The organism is Psychromonas sp. (assembly GCF_047632955.1).
Classification (GTDB): Bacteria; Pseudomonadota; Gammaproteobacteria; order Enterobacterales; family Psychromonadaceae; genus Psychromonas.
Genome location: NZ_JBLIED010000028.1, coordinates 26667 through 45087, shown reverse-complemented (window position 1 = coordinate 45087; position 18421 = coordinate 26667). Strand labels below are relative to the sequence as shown.

Here is an 18421-nt window from a genome sequence, read left to right as displayed (position 1 = left end):
CCGTGTTTGACGAATGCTTTGAATATATTTACAAATCTGTAACCACATTTTTATTTAAACTAGTACCGTGTTTGACGAATGCTTTGAATATATTTACAAATCTGTAACCACATTTTTATTTAAACTAGTACCGTGTTTGACGAATGCTTTGAATATATTTACAAATCTGTAACCACATTTTTATTTAAACTAATCGAGGTAGACATTATTATGGCAATTCATCCCCGCGCAGGACTGCCTGCACAGGCTCAAGATTTAGTCAATATTCCGAAATTGATTTCAGCATATTATATTAACCTTCCCGATGTGAGTGTAGCAAGTGAGCAAGTTGCCTTTGGTACATCAGGGCATCGCGGCAGTTCATTTAATAATGCATTCACAGAGCTGCATATCTTGGCGATTAGCCAGGCATTAGCAGAATACCGCACAGAGCAGGGTTACACCGGACCTATGTTTATCGGTAAAGATACCCATGCGTTATCTGAACCGGCTTTTATATCTTCGGTGCAGGTTCTAGTTGCAAACGGTATTAAAGTGATTGTGCAAGCGGGTGGTGGTTACACGCCAACACCGGTTATTTCACATGCTATTCTGCAATATAATAAAGCCAATCCGGACAATTTGGCGGATGGTATTGTTATCACTCCTTCTCATAATCCACCTGAAGATGGTGGTTTTAAGTACAATCCACCCAATGGCGGCCCCGCAGACAGTGATGTCACAAAAATTATCCAAGACAGAGCCAATGAAATATTAAATGACAATTTTGATGATATTGAGCAGTGGGATTTCACCGAGGCAATGGAATCAGAGTTGGTTGAAGAATACGATTATATTCAACCCTATGTTGATGATTTAATAAATGTACTTGATTTGGATGCGATTGCAAAAGCGGGCATTAAAATTGGTGTTGATACCTTAGGCGGCTCCGGTGTTGCATACTGGCCTGTGATTGCTAAAACCTATGGTTTGAATATTGAAGTTGTTAACGATCGTGTTGATCCTACTTTTTCTTTTATGACCTTAGATAAAGATGGGAAAATCCGTATGGATTGTTCTTCTCCTTATGCCATGGCAGGTTTAATCAAATTAAAAGATCATTTTGATGTTGCCATCGCTAACGATCCTGACTACGACCGTCACGGTATTGTGACTAAAAGCTCCGGTTTATTAAACCCGAATCATTACCTTGCAGTGGCAATTAATTACCTGTTCACTCACCGCAGTGGCTGGTCTGAGAATGCCAAAGTAGGTAAAACATTAGTATCGAGCTCAATGATTGACCGTGTTGTTGCGCAATTGGGTCGTCAGATGTCTGAAGTACCCGTCGGTTTCAAATGGTTTGTTGACGGTTTATTCGATGGTTCATTTGGTTTTGGCGGCGAAGAGAGTGCCGGTGCATCTTTTTTACGTAAAGATGGTACGGTATGGAGCACCGATAAAGACGGTATTATTTTAGCGTTATTAGCCGCTGAAATTATTGCGGTGACTGGCCGTGATCCCGGTGAACATTATGCTGAATTTACAGAAAAATTCGGATCTCCTATTTATACACGTTTTGATGCTCCGGCAAGTCCTGAACAGAAGAAAGTATTAGCTAACTTAACTGCGGATATGGTTGAAGCTGAAACATTAGCCGGTGAAAAAATTACCGCTAAATTAACCCACGCTTCGGGTAATGGCGCAGCCATTGGCGGTTTAAAAGTGACCACTGAAAACGGTTGGTTTGCCGCGCGTCCATCGGGCACTGAAAACATCTATAAAATTTACTCCGAGTCATTTATTGGGGAAGAGCATATAGCATTGATCCAAAAAGAAGCTCAGGAAATAGTTGCTCAAGCCTTTGCTAAAGCAGGCTTATAATCCACTTTCTAAGAGTGAATTATAAACTTAAATAAAGTGCAGCTTTTCAAAAACGAGGGTGATAACCCTCGTTTTTTTTAATTATTTATCTCGAATAACCAACTGCTCCCGATTCTTTTTAACCTGTCTATGATCTCTCTCCTTCCCGCTTAACTGCTCTGCGTGCGAATGTCTGATACTGATCTGCTTACTATTATCGGCTATGCAATAAAAATACAAATTCATCCCTAGATTAAAAAAAGCTAAATGATGCATTAATACCAAAATAACTAAAAAGTGATCACCCTTGCTGGTTAAAATCGCCCCTAACTGCGTTGTGAATTTTATTCAGAACGTCCTGTTTTTCACCACTACGTGGTCAGCTAAAGCAGTTCAAAATTGTTCCATACGAATTTGTGAAGTGAGAACAACGCTCGAATACAACTCACGCCTTATTAGTACTGATTTTTCCTTCGCAATCATTGCTCATTTCATTGATTTTTTTGCTATAACCCTGCATTTGAAGTGATATATCGTGCTTTTTGCTGTCGCGAAATATTGTTCCATTAAATTAAAATTTAGTGAATTGCATCTGCATTCTCTATTAAAGCAAATTTTCAATGCCACTTTTTATGGGAGTAGGTGCACAAAAAAGGCTAAATAACAGCTTGACTTGTTGATTTTAATCACCGCGCGAGGTAAAAATAATTATGTGAAATTTTGAGGTCAAAGTGTTTTTTATCATCGTATCTAAAATGAAACTGATTTGATGATTCTGTCACCGTCTTTAAGGTGAAAATGCAGTCTCCATAATCAGATTCATTTTTAGGGGGCGCAAAAACAAGGAGAGCAACACTTTTAGACAACCATATTATTGTTGTTTTAGCTTTAAAGTGCATAAATCCATCACTTAAAAAATAAACAATTAAAGTAAAATCAAAAAATGAAGTAAAATTAACCAATTGAAAGTTGACTTGGTTTGTTTTTCAATTTTTAAGCTGCGTATGATTATCTTTTATAGAAATCACGCAATTATTTATAAGAAATCTAGGAATATTATATGTCGACTAAAACGAGTAAGAAAAAACACACAGCAAAAGTGGATAAAAAAGCGGCGGAAGGAAAAAAAACAATGACTAAAATAGCGCCAGCAATCGACTGCACAACAGAACAGATGCAACAAGCTATTCTGGATCGTCTGCATAAAACATTAGCAACAGAAGAAAGTAAAGCAAATAACAAAGCGTGGTGGAATGCAACTTGTTACGCCGTGAATGAATTGGTTTTCCAGAAATTAACGGACACTCAAAAGAGTCATTCCGGGCATGATACTCGAGCTGTCAATTACCTGTCACTTGAATTTTTGATGGGCCGTTTACTTTCAAATAACCTGCATAACCTGGAACTGTTCAACGTAGCACAGGATGCATTAAAAGGTTTAGGCAAAGATTTATATGAAATTTGCGAAGAAGAGCCTGATATGGCGCTCGGTAATGGTGGCCTTGGCCGCTTAGCTGCCTGTTTTATTGATTCTTTAGCAACATTAGGCTACCCGGCAATTGGCTACGGGATCCATTATGAAAATGGTCTGTTTGCTCAATCATTCCAGGATGGCCGTCAAATTGAACGTCCTGACACATGGCGTGAATACGGTAATCCTTGGGAAATTTGTCGTCCTGAATCTATTCAACATGTACCGTTATACGGTTATGTTGAAACCGTTATTGATGAACACGGTGTATCACATAAAGTCTGGCATGCGGGTCAAAAACTTAAGGGTGTGCCATGGGATGTGCCAATTGTTGGTTATGGTGCTAAAACAGTTAATATTCTGCGTTTATGGGAAAGCCGTGCCGATGAAGCCTTTGACTGGGATGTATTTAATGCCGGTGGTTATGTTGATGCGCAAATTGAAAAATCAAAAGCTGAGACTATCTCAAAAGTATTGTATCCAAATGACTCAACAGATGAAGGCAAAGAGTTACGCTTAATTCAACAATACTTTTTCTGTGCATGTTCAGTTAAAGATATTTTACGTCGCTTCAGACGTGCAGAAAATGATTGGTCAATATTGGCTGAAAAAGTGGCAATTCAATTAAATGATACCCACCCAACCATCGCCATTCCCGAGTTAATGCGTATTTTAGTTGATGAAGAACGCCTTGAGTGGGATTTTGCATGGTCACTTTGTCAGAATATTTTTGCCTACACAAATCATACTTTATTGCCAGAAGCCTTAGAAAAATGGTCTGTTCCATTATTTGAAAAAGTATTACCCCGTCATTTAGAAATTATCTATGAAATAAACCGTCGTTTCCTTGATCTGGTTGAACAGCAGTGGCCTGGAGATAACGATAAAAAAGCGACATTATCGATTATTGAAGAAAACGGTCAACGTATGGTGCGCATGGCTAATCTATGTGTAGTGACATCTCACAAAGTAAATGGTGTTGCCGCGGTTCACTCTGCATTGGTGAAAACAGATTTATTCCCTGAATTTAATGAACTGTACCCAACTAAATTAATTAATGTCACCAACGGCATCACACCACGTCGCTGGTTAAAAGCCTGTAATCCTGCACTTGCTGAATTATACGATGAAACGGTCGGTGCCGATTGGGTGGTAAACCTGGATAAATTAAAAGACGCGTTACCAAAAGCGACTGATACGGTTTTCCAAAAACGCTTTATGGATATCAAACACGACAACAAAGTTGAGTTAGTCAATATTATTAAAGAATTGACCGGTGTTGAAGTATCTGCGGATGCTATTTTTGATATTCAAATTAAACGTCTGCACGAATACAAACGTCAGCAGTTAAACCTGATTCATATTTTAACCTTGTACAAACGTTTATTGGAGAATCCGGATTACGATATGGTCCCACGGGTTTTCTTATTTGGTGCAAAAGCGGCTCCTGGTTACCATATGGCTAAACAGATCATTTATGCGCTGAACAAAGTTGCAGATAAAGTAAACGGTGATAAACGCATCAAAGATAAATTGAAAGTTGTGTTCTTGCCAAACTACCGTGTATCCCTTGCTGAAAAAATGTTCCCTGCAGCCGATATCTCTGAACAGATTTCAACAGCAGGATTAGAAGCTTCGGGTACAGGTAACATGAAGTTTGCGCTTAATGGTGCCTTAACCGTCGGTACTATGGATGGTGCAAATATCGAAATGGCCGAGGAAATCGGTGCTGAGCACATGTTCATCTTTGGTTTAAGTGTTGCTGAAGTTAAAGAGCTGAAAACAGCGGGTTATAACCCTTACGATTATTATTACAATAATCCAGAGCTGAAATCTGTATTGGATTGGTTAGACTCGGATTTCTTTACACCGGGACAACCGGGTGCGTTATCCGATATCAAACGCAGCTTGCTTGAATACGGTGATGAGTACCTTTGTTTAGCTGATTATGACTCTTACTGTCAAGCGCACGATGCAATTGATGCAACCTACAGAAATAAATCCCTATGGGCTGAGAAAGCGATTCGAAACTCCGCTGCAATGGGTAAATTTAACTCTGACAGATCCATTGAGGACTATGTAGCAAACGTTTGGCATTTGAAAAAATATCCGTTAGCGTAATCTATAAGCTTAATTAACTAAAAGGCGATATTTTTATATCGCCTTTTTTTTGCCTCTAAACAGAGGGTATTGCTCGTCAAATTTGTTGGGATTATCATTAAAGCGCGTTACAATACCCGTACAAATTATATTAGATAAGGGGTTGTTATGTCTCAAGATAAAAATGCCGATGACGTATGCGAAGCATGTGGATCATTTGTTGAATTAGGCAGTGTGATTGCCGAAGGCGATACCGTCTTAGTATTGCCATTTACCGGAAAAGACAGTGATGCGGTTAAAGCACTGGCAAAAAAATATGTTGATGCGGCAAAAACACGTTTTGAAAGCGTTATTGTTAGCGAACAGGAAACAATAGCTGCTGACGGGGTTACCTTAGAAGTGTCGCTTAATTTTGACTGTACAGCTGAAAAACTTATTTTTGAAATGGGTTTAAGCGCAATTTAAGCAATTGCTCTTGTCACCGTTCTGTTTTATAAAAAGCCAATTAGTTTGGCTTTTTTTGTATTTGTGTTTTGACATTAAAGAGATTAATTGCAGCACAATGTAAATTTTTTTTCTTCTTTTGGTGCTTAATCGTTATACTACTCAGATTATTACTAATATTGCCTTTTGGAGAGTACTTTGCTGATCGATGATTTACCCATTGACCGCCGTTTAATCATATCGTTATCCCATCTTGGATTCACTGAAACAACACAAATTCAAGCTGAAGCCGTTCCCATTGCCGTTGCGGGGAAAGATTTACTGGCATCATCAAAAACCGGGTCGGGTAAAACATTAGCGTATTTGCTGCCTGCGATGCAGCGTGTTTTAAAAACACGTGCATTAACCAAACGTGATCCGCGCGTTTTAATATTAACGCCAACACGAGAGCTTGCAAAACAGGTTTATTCGCAACTGCGTTTATTAGTTTCAAATACCAGTTTGAAATCGACCTTAGTCCTAGGAGGGGAAAACTTCAACGATCAAGTTAAAGCCTTAGATAAAGACCCACATTTTGTCGTTGGTACGCCGGGACGAATCGTCGATCATTTAAAAAAAGGGTTATTGCATTTACAAGGCTTAGAGTTGTTAATTCTGGATGAAGCCGATCGCATGTTGGATTTAGGCTTTGCCGAGCAATTAAAAGCAGTTAACTCAGCAGCGAACCACCGTTTGCGCCAAACCTTGTTATTTTCAGCCACATTAGGTCATGCCGAAGTGAATGAATTTGCCGCTGAATTATTAAAAGCGCCGGTACGTATTGCGATTGGTGAAGAAAATCAGCAGCACAGTGAAATTTCACAGCGTTTTTACCTGGCGGATAACTTAAATCAAAAAGAAAAATTGCTCTTCCATTTTATAAAAAATGAAGAAATTAAACAGGCCATCATCTTCACCGCAACGCGTCTCGATGCGCAGCGTCTCAGTACTGCACTCAGTGAAAGAGGTTATAGTACGCTGGCCTTACATGGCGATTTAACGCAAAACAACCGCAATAGCATTATGGACAGTTTTTCCCGTGGTAAAGCGCAGCTGTTAGTGACCACCGATATTGCTTCTCGCGGATTAGATTTACTCAATGTCAGCCATGTGATTAATTTCGATATCCCTAAACATACCGAAGAGTATATTCACCGCATAGGCCGGACAGGACGCGCGGGTGAGAAAGGGGATGCAATTTCAATCATTGGTCCTAAAGACTGGGTAAACTTTAAAAAAGTTGAAGAATTTGTCCAGCAACAAATAAGTTTTGACCGTGTTGATGGTATTAAACCCAAATTTAAAGGTGTTGTTGAGAAAGTTGTTAAGGCCGTAGAAATCAACCCAGTCAATCATAAAGCTGCAAAGAAACAGAGCAGTAAAACGCGTAAACCTAAAGCGGCACCTAATAAGATTTTCCATGAAGCGGAAGAGGCCGGTTTTGCGCCGATGCGTCGAAAAAAGAAAATTGAGGAATAGCGACATATTGTAAATCATTAAAAGAGTTAAATTGGAGTAATATAATGACTTCAATGCTTAGTGGTTTCTTGAACTACAAAAAAGTCAGCACACAAGCTGACTTTTTACTTTTTAAAAAGTACCGAAAATTTATCGCTGCCTTAACCTTATCGCAATCCCTCTAATTAGATTCCGAAGAAACCCATAAAAGTAAGCTGCTTATTGCAGTAAGTGGAGTTGTTAACCGATCGCCCTTAAAAATATCAACCGGGCGTGGTTGAACTTTAAATAGTTGAACTTTAAATAGGCTGGTGGGCTTTGTTGAACTTTCTTGAAAGAGAAAGTGGTGTCCCCTGCGAGATTTGAACTCACGTCTAAGACTTAGGAGGTCCTTGTTCTATCCAGCTGAACTAAGGGGACTAAATGCTAACTTTATATCTATTTTATTAACAGCTTACCTTTTCATTATCAGACTCCGTGAGAAGTGCAGTAAACTAATTGAATTATATACAATAATTAGGATAAAAAAAATCCCTAATGACAGATCATTGTAGTAAAGTCGAGTATTAGTGATGATTATTAACAGGCAACGGCCATTATTAAATGTTCTCGCTCGCTCTCGTTGAAATAAAACCGAAATATTCTGCCGATAGCTCAGAATTCAGGCATCTACTTAAAAACAGAAAATAACCAAGGAAAGCTTATGTTTTTAGAGTCGCTTATGTTCTCTTTATCCGTGACCGGGCCAATCTGCTTGCTACTTTTTCTGGGGTGGTTTCTCAGACGAATAAATTTTATTAATGAACCATTCATTGAGATCGCATCAAAATTGGTTTTTACCGTCACTTTACCAACCCTTCTTTTTCTAAACATTGTAAAATCGGAGCATGGCACAGACATTGATTTTTCATTGATTGCTTATTCTTTATTGGCGAATATTTTATTTTTTCTACTGGTCGTTCTTTTAACCAAGCTGTTTGCTCGAAACCGGGATGATCATGGTGCTATTATTCAAGGTGCTTTTCGAGCCAACCTCGCTATTATTGGCTTAGCCTACGTTGATAATATTTATGGGGACGCAGGTCTTGCGTTAGCCGCTGTTTATGTGGCATTTCATGTTGTTTTATATAATGTTTTATCGGTGTTAATACTGACCCCTAAACAGCATAAAATAACGCCCAAGATGTTCTTCGGGTTATTTAAAGCAATTTTTAAAAATCCATTAATTATTGGCATTTTATCGGGGGTTTTATTCTTTTTCTTCACCATACCGGTGCCCAAGGTAATGCTCGATGCCGGACAATATTTTGCAGATATGAGCCTGCCAATGGCGTTATTATGTGCCGGTGGTAGCCTGCATTTAAAGTCCTTGAATTCAGATGGTGTTATTATCTGGTTTGCCACTGTTTTAAAAATCATTGTGGCTCCGATATTAATGACAGGAGGGGCTTATCTGCTTGGCTTTAGAGGATTACAGTTAGGTTTGATTTTTCTGATGACAGCGGCCCCAACCGCGGCTGCAAGTTATGTTATGGCCAGAGCGATGGGCGCTAATGCAAAGCTGGCTGCGAATGTCATTGCCTGTACGACAGTCGGTTCGCTGCTCACTTATAGTATTGGTCTTTTAATACTTTATCGTTTTAATTTAATGTAATAGCAAATCTATTTTTTATATACCTTTATGGCTGTTAAAACAGATCCTAGCTAAACATTAAACCAAGTTTTAGTTTTTGCTGTTTATTTTGTAATTATAACGGCAAGAAGGCGTCGATGCTATTTAACTTTATCTAGGGGGGAAACGATACAGCCCCGTCATTTTTGCGTTAAATCATCGTATTGCGTATTGCGTATTGCATATTGTACATTGCATATTGCACGAGGACTTGTCTGAACTACGCAAAACTAACGGCACTGTTTAATATAAAAATTTAATATAAAAATCTGTTCTTAATGAAGATTACGCTGTCATTAATTCTAATCGGGGTTAACAATTGCAACGGCAGCTTTAACTAATGCCGCCAACTCATCCCATTGTTTATTATCAACTAGATTAGTCGGAACCATCCACGTTCCACCACAGGCAAGGACCGCCGGGATGGAAAGATATTGGTCAACATTATTTGCCGTAACACCACCTGTCGGCATAAATTTTACCGGATATACAGCGGTTAATGCTTTCAACATTGAAACACCACCCGATGGTTCAGCAGGAAAAAATTTTAATGTCTGCAGACCCATTTCCATTGCTTGTTCCACTAAACTTGGCGAGTTTACACCAGGAATAATTGTTACGCCGCGTTGCTGACAGTATTTAACTGTGGTTGGATTAAAGCCGGGGCTCACTATAAAATCAACACCAGCAGCAATCGACTGATCAACTTGCTCCGTTGTTAAAACCGTACCGGAGCCAATTAGCATTTTTGGGTATGCATCACGCATATTCCGAATAGCCTGTGCAGCCGCTGGAGTACGGAAAGTGATTTCCGCACAGGGCATACCATTTTCAACCAATACTTTTGCAAGCGGCGCAGCATCATTGGCATCATTGATAGCGATAACAGGGATGACCTTAAGTGCAGCTAGTTGTTCGTTTAATTTGCTCATTGAAACCTCAACGTTAATTTACTTATGTTTTTTAGAATATTTTTGGCATTGCTTCAGTTGGAATGATAGCACCACGATATTGGATAACTTGTGAGGCTACTTTATGTCCTGCTAAAGCAGATTCAGTTGCAGATCCGCCCGTTAAGCGTTTTGCTAAATAACCGCCACTAAATGAATCACCAGCCGCGGTAGTATCAACAACATTGGTGGTTACAATACAAGGCACTGAGGTTATGTTGTCACCAATAACCACTAAACATGCATCTGAGCCCATTTTTATTGCGATCTCTTTAACGCCGGCGGCTTGGGTGCGTTTAATACAGTCCTGCTTATCGATATCACCATAAAGCATTTGCTCATCATCAAATGTGAGCAGGGCGATATCTGTTAATGACAATATTTTTAAATAATTAGTAATAGCTTGCTCTTTTGAAGGCCACAGTTTGGGGCGAAAGTTATTGTCAAACATAAGCTGTCCGCCTTTAGCCTTAAAAGCTTTTAAGAAAACGAATAATTTGTCACGGCTTTGCTGCGTTAAAATTGCAAGGCTGATGCCACTGAGATAAATCGCATCAAATTCTAATAAATTGTTTAATAGTTTTTCACTTTGCGCCTGCTCTAGCAGATATTTTGCCGCGGCGTCATTTCTCCAATAATAGAAGCTACGCTCACCGGAATCATCTGTTTCTATATAATATAATCCTGGGTTTTTATCTTCTAACCGCAGTACTTTACTGGTATCAATGCCTTCTGCCTGCCAGGCATTGAGCATTTCAGTACTGAAAGAATCACAGCCTAACGCGGTAACATAAGTCGTTTGAATGTTTTTATCATTGCTCAGACGCGCTAGGTAAACTGCAGTATTTAATGTATCTCCACCAAAACTACGTTTAAGCGCTTCACCATTTTGTTGAAGCTCGATCATGCATTCGCCAATAATTGCGATTTTAAATTTAGCCATATCATTCTCAATAAAATAAGGAAAAGGTTATTGTTAAACCTTTTATAAGAGAAATTACTTAAGAAAATCTTCACGCGCAGGAGAGAAAACATCAATTAGAATACTATTATCTTCTAAAGCGATAGCCCCATGTGTGATCATTTTTTTAACAATGTAAGCATCACCTTTGTTCAATATTTTTTTAATACCGTTAACTTCTGCTTCAAAACTTCCTTCGGCAACAAAACCTATTTGGTCATGAATATCATGAGCATGCGGATGGCCTATAGCGCCTTTGTCAAAGTTTAGGTAAACAAGCATAAGGTCATCAGTGTGACCAACGATTTTACGTTTGATGCCATCGCCTAAAACTTCCCATTCTTTTTCATCGAAATTAAAGAACATATTTTTTCTCCAAATAATTATGTTTTATAAATAATTGTCCTTAAGGATAAGTTTGTAACTTTAGCTAATTCCAATTTAATGTTACTCGTCATTTTTAAGTATTTACTGGGACTGATTTATGCGCAGTACTCATTAGTTTGAAATTTGCGGTCAAAGCCAAAGTATCTATCTTTCTAATTAAAAGCTTTTACTGCATATAAAGATAAACTTACCACATAATAAACAATAGTTATATTATATGACTATTGTTTTGTTGTGACCTAGATATTTTATTTTTTTTGCTAAAGGTTTTTTTGTAATAAAGGGATTGATCACAATAAAAACCAATATTATTTGACGCTATTTCTTGGGAAAACAGTTTCACTCTTTTTTATATTAAATATTTTATCAACACCAGACTCTTAATGTTGCCTTTAAAAAGGGAACCGGGTGTCCGGTTATATCGCTTAAATAAGGAAGATGATGGTTAATAAATACTTTAAAAAAAGATGACAAAGTGATATTTACCACATTAATTGCATAAGAATATTGTATTAAAATTAGACAACCGTGTTAATGATAATACGGAAATTTGACTAAAAATACCTACTTAGTATCAAAAGTTGCATACAAGGGGCCTTTTAACGATAAGAATTAAATATGCTAAAACAGCCTATGGTGGATCGTTAAGTTTAAATAACCAATCTTGCTTCTTCTTACGTTCATGTCTTACCGGTTAGCCAAGTTTGATTGTTTTCAGAAAATTGCGGACAATTTATTAAGGAAGGCGGTTATTTTCTGTCTAGTTAACAATGAAAAATAAAAAAACAACCGGACAAGTGGAAACGCTTTATAAAAAATAAATTTTTAAAAGCTGTGATATTTAATTACCTTCTGTTCATAAAAAAAATAATGTATTATTGTCTTACATAATAAAATAATTTAACTAATAAAGTCCCGTAAAATAACACTAATATATACAATGGTAGCTGGTCTTCTCATTGATAGTAGTCGCATTTTTTGTTGTTCGATATTTCAATTAAGGGTGCCAATGTCTTCTGTTTTTACTACCATATCGGGCTCAACGCGCAGTCTGCATATGCAAGTTGCTCGAACAATTGCCCGCAGTATTTTATCCGGTGATTTAGCTCAGGGATCAACGATTCCGAATGAAATAACTTTATGTAAACAATTTGGCATTAGTCGTACAGCCTTACGAGAAGCGGTTAAATTACTCTCTTCAAAAGGTTTACTGCGATCTAAACCGAAAATTGGTACCACTGTTATTGAAAAAAATAATTGGAATTTTCTCGATCCGCAATTACTTGAGTGGATGGATGGCCTTGAAAATTCAAAAGTGTTTTACCAGCAATTTCTTGGTCTGCGCAAAGCCATTGAACCAGAAGCCTGCGCATTAGCTGCAAAAAATGCTTCGGCAGAACAGCGTATTGAACTATCAGATACTTTTCAAATAATGGAAGAAATTGCTAAAGACTTTGACCATGACCGTTGGGCAGAAGCAGACATGCATTTCCATCGTTTAATTTTCTTATCAACAGGAAATGACTTTTATATACCTTTTGGTAATGTATTAGCCACTATTTTTATGAGTTTTATTACCTACTCGTCAAAAGATGGAGGGGTATGTATTAAAGAACATCGCGCAATTTATAAGGCGATAATGGCAGGCAAAGAAGAGCAGGCACTCGAAGCATCTCGTTCTTTGCTTATAGCAGAAAAACATCGCTTACCGGTTTAAAAGAGCTGCTGATGATTTTTAGTTAATTATCTTAAAGGTGTCAGTTTGTAAATTATGACTTTAAACCATAAAAATTAAATAACAAAAATGAAATTAGAATATCGGGCTGTTTTAATTGATCTCTCTGTAGCATTGTCACCGTAGCATTGTCAGCGGAGTATTGTTTTGTCGAGGGAAACGCTATTATACTGATATCATTTTACCCTAAAAAACAATGAGATAAAAAAAGGAAAACAGCTAAGCTGCTTTCCTTTTTTTTAGTTCAATTGCGGTCAGTTTTGCTTTCTTTTAAGGCGTTACAAACTCATCGCCGCAATCCAGCCAAATACCATTAAGGGTAGGTTATAGTGGATGAATGTCGGCACCACAGTATCCCAAATATGATCATGTTGGCCATCGGCGTTTAGACCGGCTGTCGGTCCCAGAGTCGAGTCTGAAGCCGGTGAACCGGCATCACCTAAGGCCGCTGCAGTTCCGACTAATGCGATGATAGCCATCGGTGAAAAACCAAAGGAGAGGGCAAGGGGGACGTAAATAGTGGCAATAATTGGAATCGTTGAAAAAGAAGAGCCGATCCCCATGGTCACTAATAATCCCACCACCAGCATTAATATTGCTGCAAGCGGTTTATTTTGGCCAATATTTGTAGATAACATTTCAACTAAGGTGTCCACGCTGCCAGTGGCTTTCATCACCGCAGCAAAACCTGCTGCAGCAATCATAATAAAGCCTATCATGGCCATCATATGTACACCTTTGGTAAAAACATCCTGTGTTTCTTTCCAAGCGATAACCCCACCGATAGTAAATACCATAAAACCGGCTAAGCCCCCGACAATCATCGAACCGGATGAAAGCTGTACTGCTAATGTTGCCGTAATGGCAACGACTGCAATGCCGATATGGCGCTTATTTATTTGTTTTTCTACGGGGTGTTTATGTTCTTCGATCGTCACCGGCAGCTCGTCCTGAGGATAATCACGCGGTTTGCGGTAACTGAAAAATACCGCAATCAATAAACCGGTAACCATACCAAGCGCAGGTAAAATCATGGCGGTTGGTACCTGATCGGCGGTGACCTGCAGACCATTATCATGTAAATTTTTTAATAAAATATTATTTAAAAAGATACCGCCAAAACCAATCGGTAAAACCATATAGGGAGTAACCAAACCAAAGGTCAATACGCATGCAACCAAACGTCGGTCTAAACGTAATTTTCTAAATACCGTTAATAATGGCGGAATTAAAATGGGGATAAAGGCGATATGCACTGGGATTATATTCTGCGATGAAATAGTCATTAATAAAATTAAAGTTAACACCACATATTTGATCACGTAGGTTAAATGATCCGGGTGCCTGCCATGCACTTTATTAATAACTGTTTGCGCTAATAAATCGGTAATGCCTGATTTGGAAATTGCTACGGCAAAGGCACCGAGCATGGCGTAACTTAATGCGATGGTTGCACCGCCGCCAAGTCCTCCTTCAAAAGCACTGACGGTATCAGCGAGTGACAGACCGGCACTTAACCCACCAATTAATGCACTTAATGTTAAGGCCACCACTACATTAATACGCATTAATGACAAAGCCAGCATCGCGCAGACTGAGAGTACAACGGGGTTGATCATAAATTGTCCTAACTTGTTAAATAAAGTCGGCATCTTACGCGAGTATTTATTGATGGCAAATTTAATTAATGATATTAGACGCTTTTTTGTAATGGTTATTAAGAGAGATTATTTAACTATCTGTAACTTATTGTAATTTAATAGTTTTAGGTTGCATGAGTGGGAGGTTCTATTACGCCCTGCATGTTTTGCTTTGTATAAAAGCTCATCACAACTTTTATACATTTGTTTCTCTGTTAAATTGTGTTCCGCGGTGATCACTTCTAATCCGCAAGAGACGGTCAAAAAGCGGGACATTTCACTGTTGGCATGCGGGATTTTTAACTCTTCAACGGCATTGAGGATATCATCAACAATATACACTGCTTCTTTTTCATTCTGCACCTTAAATAACAGGGCAAATTCTTCACCTCCAAGTCTGAAAATAGCGTCATTTGAACGTTTTAATTTACTTTTTAACAGATTGGATACGGTGATTAAAGCCTGATCACCGATTTGATGTCCGTATGTATCATTAAAAGGTTTAAAATAATCAATATCAAGCATCGCAAAGGCCAACAAGGTGTGCGCCCGTTTCGTGGTATTAATTTCTTTTGTAAATACGTCATCAAAATGACCGCGGTTATAAAGTCCGGTTAATGCATCGATTTTATTGGTTTTTTCGAGTTCTTTTTGCGTTTCAGTTAATTGATTAAATATTTTAAATATTAAATACTCTGAAAGATAAGAGATGACAACACTTAATAGTGCCACTGAAGTAAAACGAATATAACTGATGATATTAAGAGAATGGCCAGTCCAGCTATATAACATTGATAAAACGACAAAGTAATAAACGATCGCCAGTAATAATCCTTTTTGATGACCATAGAGGATCATTGATACATAAATATAAATAAATGACCAGATTGGCAGGTAATGCTGGCCTTCGTTAATATGAATAATATACAAAAGGCAGATGCCCATAATTTGTAAGGCAATATGAGCGAGGGTATTTTTTTTTCTTCTAAATAAAAGTAAAAAAAGCGGAAAAAGCATGAATAATACACCATCGGTATAAAATAGCGGAGCTTCACCGTTGTAAAAATAGACTGCAGTATAAAAACATAACATTAAAAAAGCGAAACAAAGAATCAAATTTGCAGTGACATTTTTTCTGTAATTAATACCGTCTTTCTGTATTCCAAATTGCAGCTGGGTAGATAACCATTTACGCATTCAACATTCCATTTTCCGGTAAACATTGCATCTTTTACTGTCTGAAAGTTCTTGTCTCTGCAGAGAGTAAACTCATGATCATGTTTTTGAATTAACAACTTATAATACCCATTCCACAAGCCGGCGTTTTCAATATTGAAAGCAGATTAATTTTTTTTATAACATATTGAAATTTTGATAATTACAACAATAAAATGGAACAGAGCTAGTATTGATGAATATTAACAGATGCCAATATTATTTATTAGTAATCAATCACTTTTTTCAAGTTTATATCTTTTATATCTATAAAAGATATAAAAGATATAACCCGCGATTGCGCCGTAAAGATGCGCATTTACCAATACTTCTGCCGCAATTAAATGGACCGTACTTTGCGATGCGCCAAAAATTTGCTCATAGATAATTTTAATCACCAGACCCGCCCCGAGCAGATAACCCCAGGAATCTTTATTCTCAATATCTTTGGCAACCCCAAAGCTAAATAAACCGTGTAAAACCCCCGATAAACCGACATACCAAATTACCTCGGTATCAAAGATAAACAGGCATAAGCCAATAAATAAACTGCAGAAAATAATGATGGGGAAAATTTTTATAGTTTTAAACAGATCAACAAATAACGCTAAAGTGACAATTAATCCGACAATATTCAATACCAGGTGATTAAAATTAGTATGGCAAAATGTCGCACTAATCAGTCTCCAAATTTCTCCTTCTGCTATGCCATTATGATAATATGCGAGTTGGTTACTGGCTTCCGGGTCAAACCAATACACCATCAGAGTCAGTAATATTATCAATGACGTTTCGATAATAAGAGCGCGCATCTGTTTCCTTTATTGAGAGGTCTTTATAAATGAGTAAAAGAGCTGTTTGCAAACGCTGCTTAAAAGCTCAATCGGCGTGTATCTGCTCAGCGATACAGTTGATTGATAATCAACACTTTGTACATGTATTGCAAGATCCCGGTGAAGAAAAAAATGCGATTGGCACTGCACGGATTTTGGGGTTGTCATTAAAGCGCTCAAAAATCAGCGTGGGAACCTTGTTTGATCCTAGCTTATTTGATTTACAGAACAGCTATTTAGTTTTTCCCGATCCCTCGGCAGTGCCGGCGGAGCAGCTTAGTAGCACACAACTGAATGACCGCAGCGTTTTTATTTTACTCGATGGCAGTTGGAAAAAGGCCTACAAATTATTGATGAGTAATCCTTTTTTGCAGAACTTACCGAAGATATCAATTAATATAGATAAAAAAAGCGAATATCGTATTCGCAAATCACCACGAGCTGATGGTTTGTCAACGGTTGAAGCGGGTTATTATTTGCTTTCTCAGCTGGAAAAAAATCAACAAAAATTTATCCCCTTATTAACTACTTTTAATAAGATGATCGATTATCAAATCGCATCCATGCCGGCGGAAATATATAAAAAGCACTATCTGGATAAAAAACCAAAATCCGAAGAAATGCTTAAGTGATGTCGCAAGTTAAAAGATAATTTATAAGTGAAAGGACCGCAATGTTAAAAATATCATTAATCTTATTAAAATTTTAATTTAACTTTGTCAGTATTGTTCCTATTGAAAACAATTAGGGTGAATAAGTTCAAGCGCAGCATCAACAACGAAAGCGCTCGTATTGCTCCATTCAAAAACGCAGCGTTAGGGAAAATAATACCTTTAATTTTTAGATTTTCATAATTCTAACTTATAGATAAATCTCATTATATACACTCAGAATTCCACTATCGAGACGCGCTAAGTATTAAAATGTATAATCACGTAAAGAGTAAGGAATTTAATAATAAGTGTGGTAGTAAATACAGATGACTGAATTAGTCATCTCAAACTACGTATCAATAGCTGATTGGCAAATAGATGTTAATAATATCAGGGGTACTGGCAATGGAGGCCAACGAGTTGATCAGGTTACTTGTCAAGTAGCACCTCCGAAAGGAAAATAGTAATGATTAGAATATCAAACGCCATTATTATAGCTGAATGGCAAATAGAACTCACGGCCATCAGGGCGATGGGAGCTGGCGGTCAGAAGGTAAATAAAACTTCGTCTGCGATACATTTACGTTTTGATATTAAGCGTTCTACATTGCCAGATTTTTACAAAAATAGGTTGTTAGCTTTATCTGATAGTCGGGTTACTAAAGATGGAGTGGTTATTATCAAGGCCCAAAGTTATCGTGTTCAAGAGCAAAATAGAGATGATGCGCTTAACCGTCTAAAAGAATTAATCCTATCTGCTACTGCTATTCAGAAAGCGCGAAGAGCTACGAAGCCAACACGTAACTCACAAAGACGCAGAATGGATTCTAAGAAGAGGCAAGGCAATATCAAGGTGTTGAGAGGGAAGGTGCACGATTAAGTATTTTTTCCCATTGACTCGAATGACATGAAGTAAACTAAAGAAATCAGTATTCATGATTTTTTACCTATTCATTATATGCACTAACTTAGCCTGAATTATAGGTTTTTTAACCGAGCGAGAGCAAAGGGGCACTTCAAA

The 18421-nt window shown here is 37.8% G+C and carries 14 protein-coding genes and 1 tRNA gene; 8 read left to right on the top strand and 7 right to left on the bottom strand.

What is annotated here, in order from left to right; translation table 11 throughout:
* Positions 1–210 precede the first annotated feature (210 nt).
* The 4 genes from pgm to ACJAZP_RS14670 all read left to right on the top strand — a co-directional run bounded on the left by pgm (position 211) and on the right by ACJAZP_RS14670 (position 7375).
* On the top strand, positions 211–1863 hold the full coding sequence (gene pgm, locus ACJAZP_RS14685) for a phosphoglucomutase (alpha-D-glucose-1,6-bisphosphate-dependent) (protein WP_415231493.1): 1653 nt from the start codon (positions 211–213) through the stop codon (positions 1861–1863).
* Between the two features lie 1039 nt (positions 1864–2902).
* Positions 2903–5434: a glycogen/starch/alpha-glucan phosphorylase gene (locus ACJAZP_RS14680; RefSeq protein ID WP_415231492.1), complete on the top strand. Its 2532-nt coding sequence runs from the start codon at positions 2903–2905 to the stop codon at positions 5432–5434.
* A gap of 147 nt (positions 5435–5581) precedes the next feature.
* Positions 5582–5878: a YfcZ/YiiS family protein gene (locus ACJAZP_RS14675; protein WP_415231491.1), complete on the top strand. Its 297-nt coding sequence runs from the start codon at positions 5582–5584 to the stop codon at positions 5876–5878.
* A 177-nt stretch (positions 5879–6055) separates the two neighbouring features.
* Positions 6056–7375: a DEAD/DEAH box helicase gene (locus tag ACJAZP_RS14670; RefSeq protein ID WP_415231490.1), complete on the top strand. Its 1320-nt coding sequence runs from the start codon at positions 6056–6058 to the stop codon at positions 7373–7375.
* 323 nt (positions 7376–7698) lie between these two features.
* Here the strand turns inward: ACJAZP_RS14670 and ACJAZP_RS14665 are convergent.
* Positions 7699–7774 (bottom strand) — tRNA-Arg (locus ACJAZP_RS14665).
* A gap of 283 nt (positions 7775–8057) precedes the next feature.
* Between ACJAZP_RS14665 and ACJAZP_RS14660 the strand changes: the two genes are divergently transcribed.
* Positions 8058–9008 carry an AEC family transporter gene (locus ACJAZP_RS14660; RefSeq protein WP_415231489.1) on the top strand — a complete coding sequence of 317 codons (951 nt, stop codon included), beginning with the start codon at positions 8058–8060 and terminating at the stop codon, positions 9006–9008.
* 320 nt (positions 9009–9328) lie between these two features.
* On the opposite strand, the gene ACJAZP_RS14655 is transcribed toward ACJAZP_RS14660, so the two are convergent.
* Genes ACJAZP_RS14655 through ACJAZP_RS14645 form a run of 3 tightly spaced genes read right to left on the bottom strand, consistent with a single transcriptional unit; the run spans position 9329 to position 11303 of the window.
* On the bottom strand, positions 9329–9958 hold the full coding sequence (locus tag ACJAZP_RS14655) for a bifunctional 4-hydroxy-2-oxoglutarate aldolase/2-dehydro-3-deoxy-phosphogluconate aldolase (protein ID WP_415231488.1): 630 nt from the start codon (positions 9956–9958) through the stop codon (positions 9329–9331).
* 31 nt (positions 9959–9989) lie between these two features.
* Positions 9990–10919, bottom strand: a complete 930-nt coding sequence (locus ACJAZP_RS14650) for a sugar kinase (RefSeq protein WP_415231487.1) — start codon at positions 10917–10919, stop codon at positions 9990–9992.
* Positions 10920–10973: 54 nt separating this feature from the next.
* Positions 10974–11303: a cupin domain-containing protein gene (locus tag ACJAZP_RS14645; RefSeq protein ID WP_415231486.1), complete on the bottom strand. Its 330-nt coding sequence runs from the start codon at positions 11301–11303 to the stop codon at positions 10974–10976.
* 1030 nt (positions 11304–12333) lie between these two features.
* Between ACJAZP_RS14645 and ACJAZP_RS14640 the strand changes: the two genes are divergently transcribed.
* Positions 12334–13041 (top strand): FadR/GntR family transcriptional regulator, encoded by a 708-nt coding sequence (locus ACJAZP_RS14640; RefSeq protein ID WP_415231485.1) that lies wholly within the window; start codon positions 12334–12336, stop codon positions 13039–13041.
* A 296-nt stretch (positions 13042–13337) separates the two neighbouring features.
* Here ACJAZP_RS14640 and ACJAZP_RS14635 read toward each other — a convergent pair whose 3' ends face one another.
* From ACJAZP_RS14635 to rrtA, 3 genes are all read right to left on the bottom strand, one after another.
* Positions 13338–14675 (bottom strand): Na+/H+ antiporter family protein, encoded by a 1338-nt coding sequence (locus ACJAZP_RS14635; RefSeq protein WP_415231494.1) that lies wholly within the window; start codon positions 14673–14675, stop codon positions 13338–13340.
* A 111-nt stretch (positions 14676–14786) separates the two neighbouring features.
* Entirely contained in the window at positions 14787–15896 is a 1110-nt protein-coding gene (locus tag ACJAZP_RS14630) for a GGDEF domain-containing protein (RefSeq protein ID WP_415231484.1), read from the bottom strand.
* 251 nt (positions 15897–16147) lie between these two features.
* Positions 16148–16726: a rhombosortase gene (rrtA, locus tag ACJAZP_RS14625; RefSeq protein ID WP_415231483.1), complete on the bottom strand. Its 579-nt coding sequence runs from the start codon at positions 16724–16726 to the stop codon at positions 16148–16150.
* A 29-nt stretch (positions 16727–16755) separates the two neighbouring features.
* Here rrtA and ACJAZP_RS14620 point away from each other — a divergent pair, with 29 nt between their 5' ends.
* Together ACJAZP_RS14620 and arfB are read left to right on the top strand one after the other, a co-directional pair.
* The gene (locus ACJAZP_RS14620; protein ID WP_415231482.1) at positions 16756–17379 is read left to right on the top strand and encodes a tRNA-uridine aminocarboxypropyltransferase; all 624 of its coding nucleotides are present in this window, start codon (positions 16756–16758) and stop codon (positions 17377–17379) included.
* 487 nt (positions 17380–17866) lie between these two features.
* On the top strand, positions 17867–18280 hold the full coding sequence (gene arfB, locus ACJAZP_RS14615) for an alternative ribosome rescue aminoacyl-tRNA hydrolase ArfB (protein WP_415231481.1): 414 nt from the start codon (positions 17867–17869) through the stop codon (positions 18278–18280).
* Positions 18281–18421: the final 141 nt, after the last annotated feature.

Bases quoted from the DNA above. Each gene is read 5' to 3' on its own strand.
- pgm (WP_415231493.1), top strand. From the start codon at position 211: ATGGCAATTCATCCCCGCGCAGGACTGCCTGCACAGGCTCAAGATTTA.
- ACJAZP_RS14680 (WP_415231492.1), top strand. From the start codon at position 2,903: ATGTCGACTAAAACGAGTAAGAAAAAACACACAGCAAAAGTGGATAAA.
- ACJAZP_RS14675 (WP_415231491.1), top strand. From the start codon at position 5,582: ATGTCTCAAGATAAAAATGCCGATGACGTATGCGAAGCATGTGGATCA.
- ACJAZP_RS14660 (WP_415231489.1), top strand. From the start codon at position 8,058: ATGTTTTTAGAGTCGCTTATGTTCTCTTTATCCGTGACCGGGCCAATC.
- ACJAZP_RS14655 (WP_415231488.1), bottom strand. From the start codon at position 9,958: ATGAGCAAATTAAACGAACAACTAGCTGCACTTAAGGTCATCCCTGTT.
- ACJAZP_RS14650 (WP_415231487.1), bottom strand. From the start codon at position 10,919: ATGGCTAAATTTAAAATCGCAATTATTGGCGAATGCATGATCGAGCTT.
- ACJAZP_RS14645 (WP_415231486.1), bottom strand. From the start codon at position 11,303: ATGTTCTTTAATTTCGATGAAAAAGAATGGGAAGTTTTAGGCGATGGC.
- ACJAZP_RS14640 (WP_415231485.1), top strand. From the start codon at position 12,334: ATGTCTTCTGTTTTTACTACCATATCGGGCTCAACGCGCAGTCTGCAT.
- ACJAZP_RS14630 (WP_415231484.1), bottom strand. From the start codon at position 15,896: ATGCGTAAATGGTTATCTACCCAGCTGCAATTTGGAATACAGAAAGAC.
- rrtA (WP_415231483.1), bottom strand. From the start codon at position 16,726: ATGCGCGCTCTTATTATCGAAACGTCATTGATAATATTACTGACTCTG.
- ACJAZP_RS14620 (WP_415231482.1), top strand. From the start codon at position 16,756: ATGAGTAAAAGAGCTGTTTGCAAACGCTGCTTAAAAGCTCAATCGGCG.
- arfB (WP_415231481.1), top strand. From the start codon at position 17,867: ATGATTAGAATATCAAACGCCATTATTATAGCTGAATGGCAAATAGAA.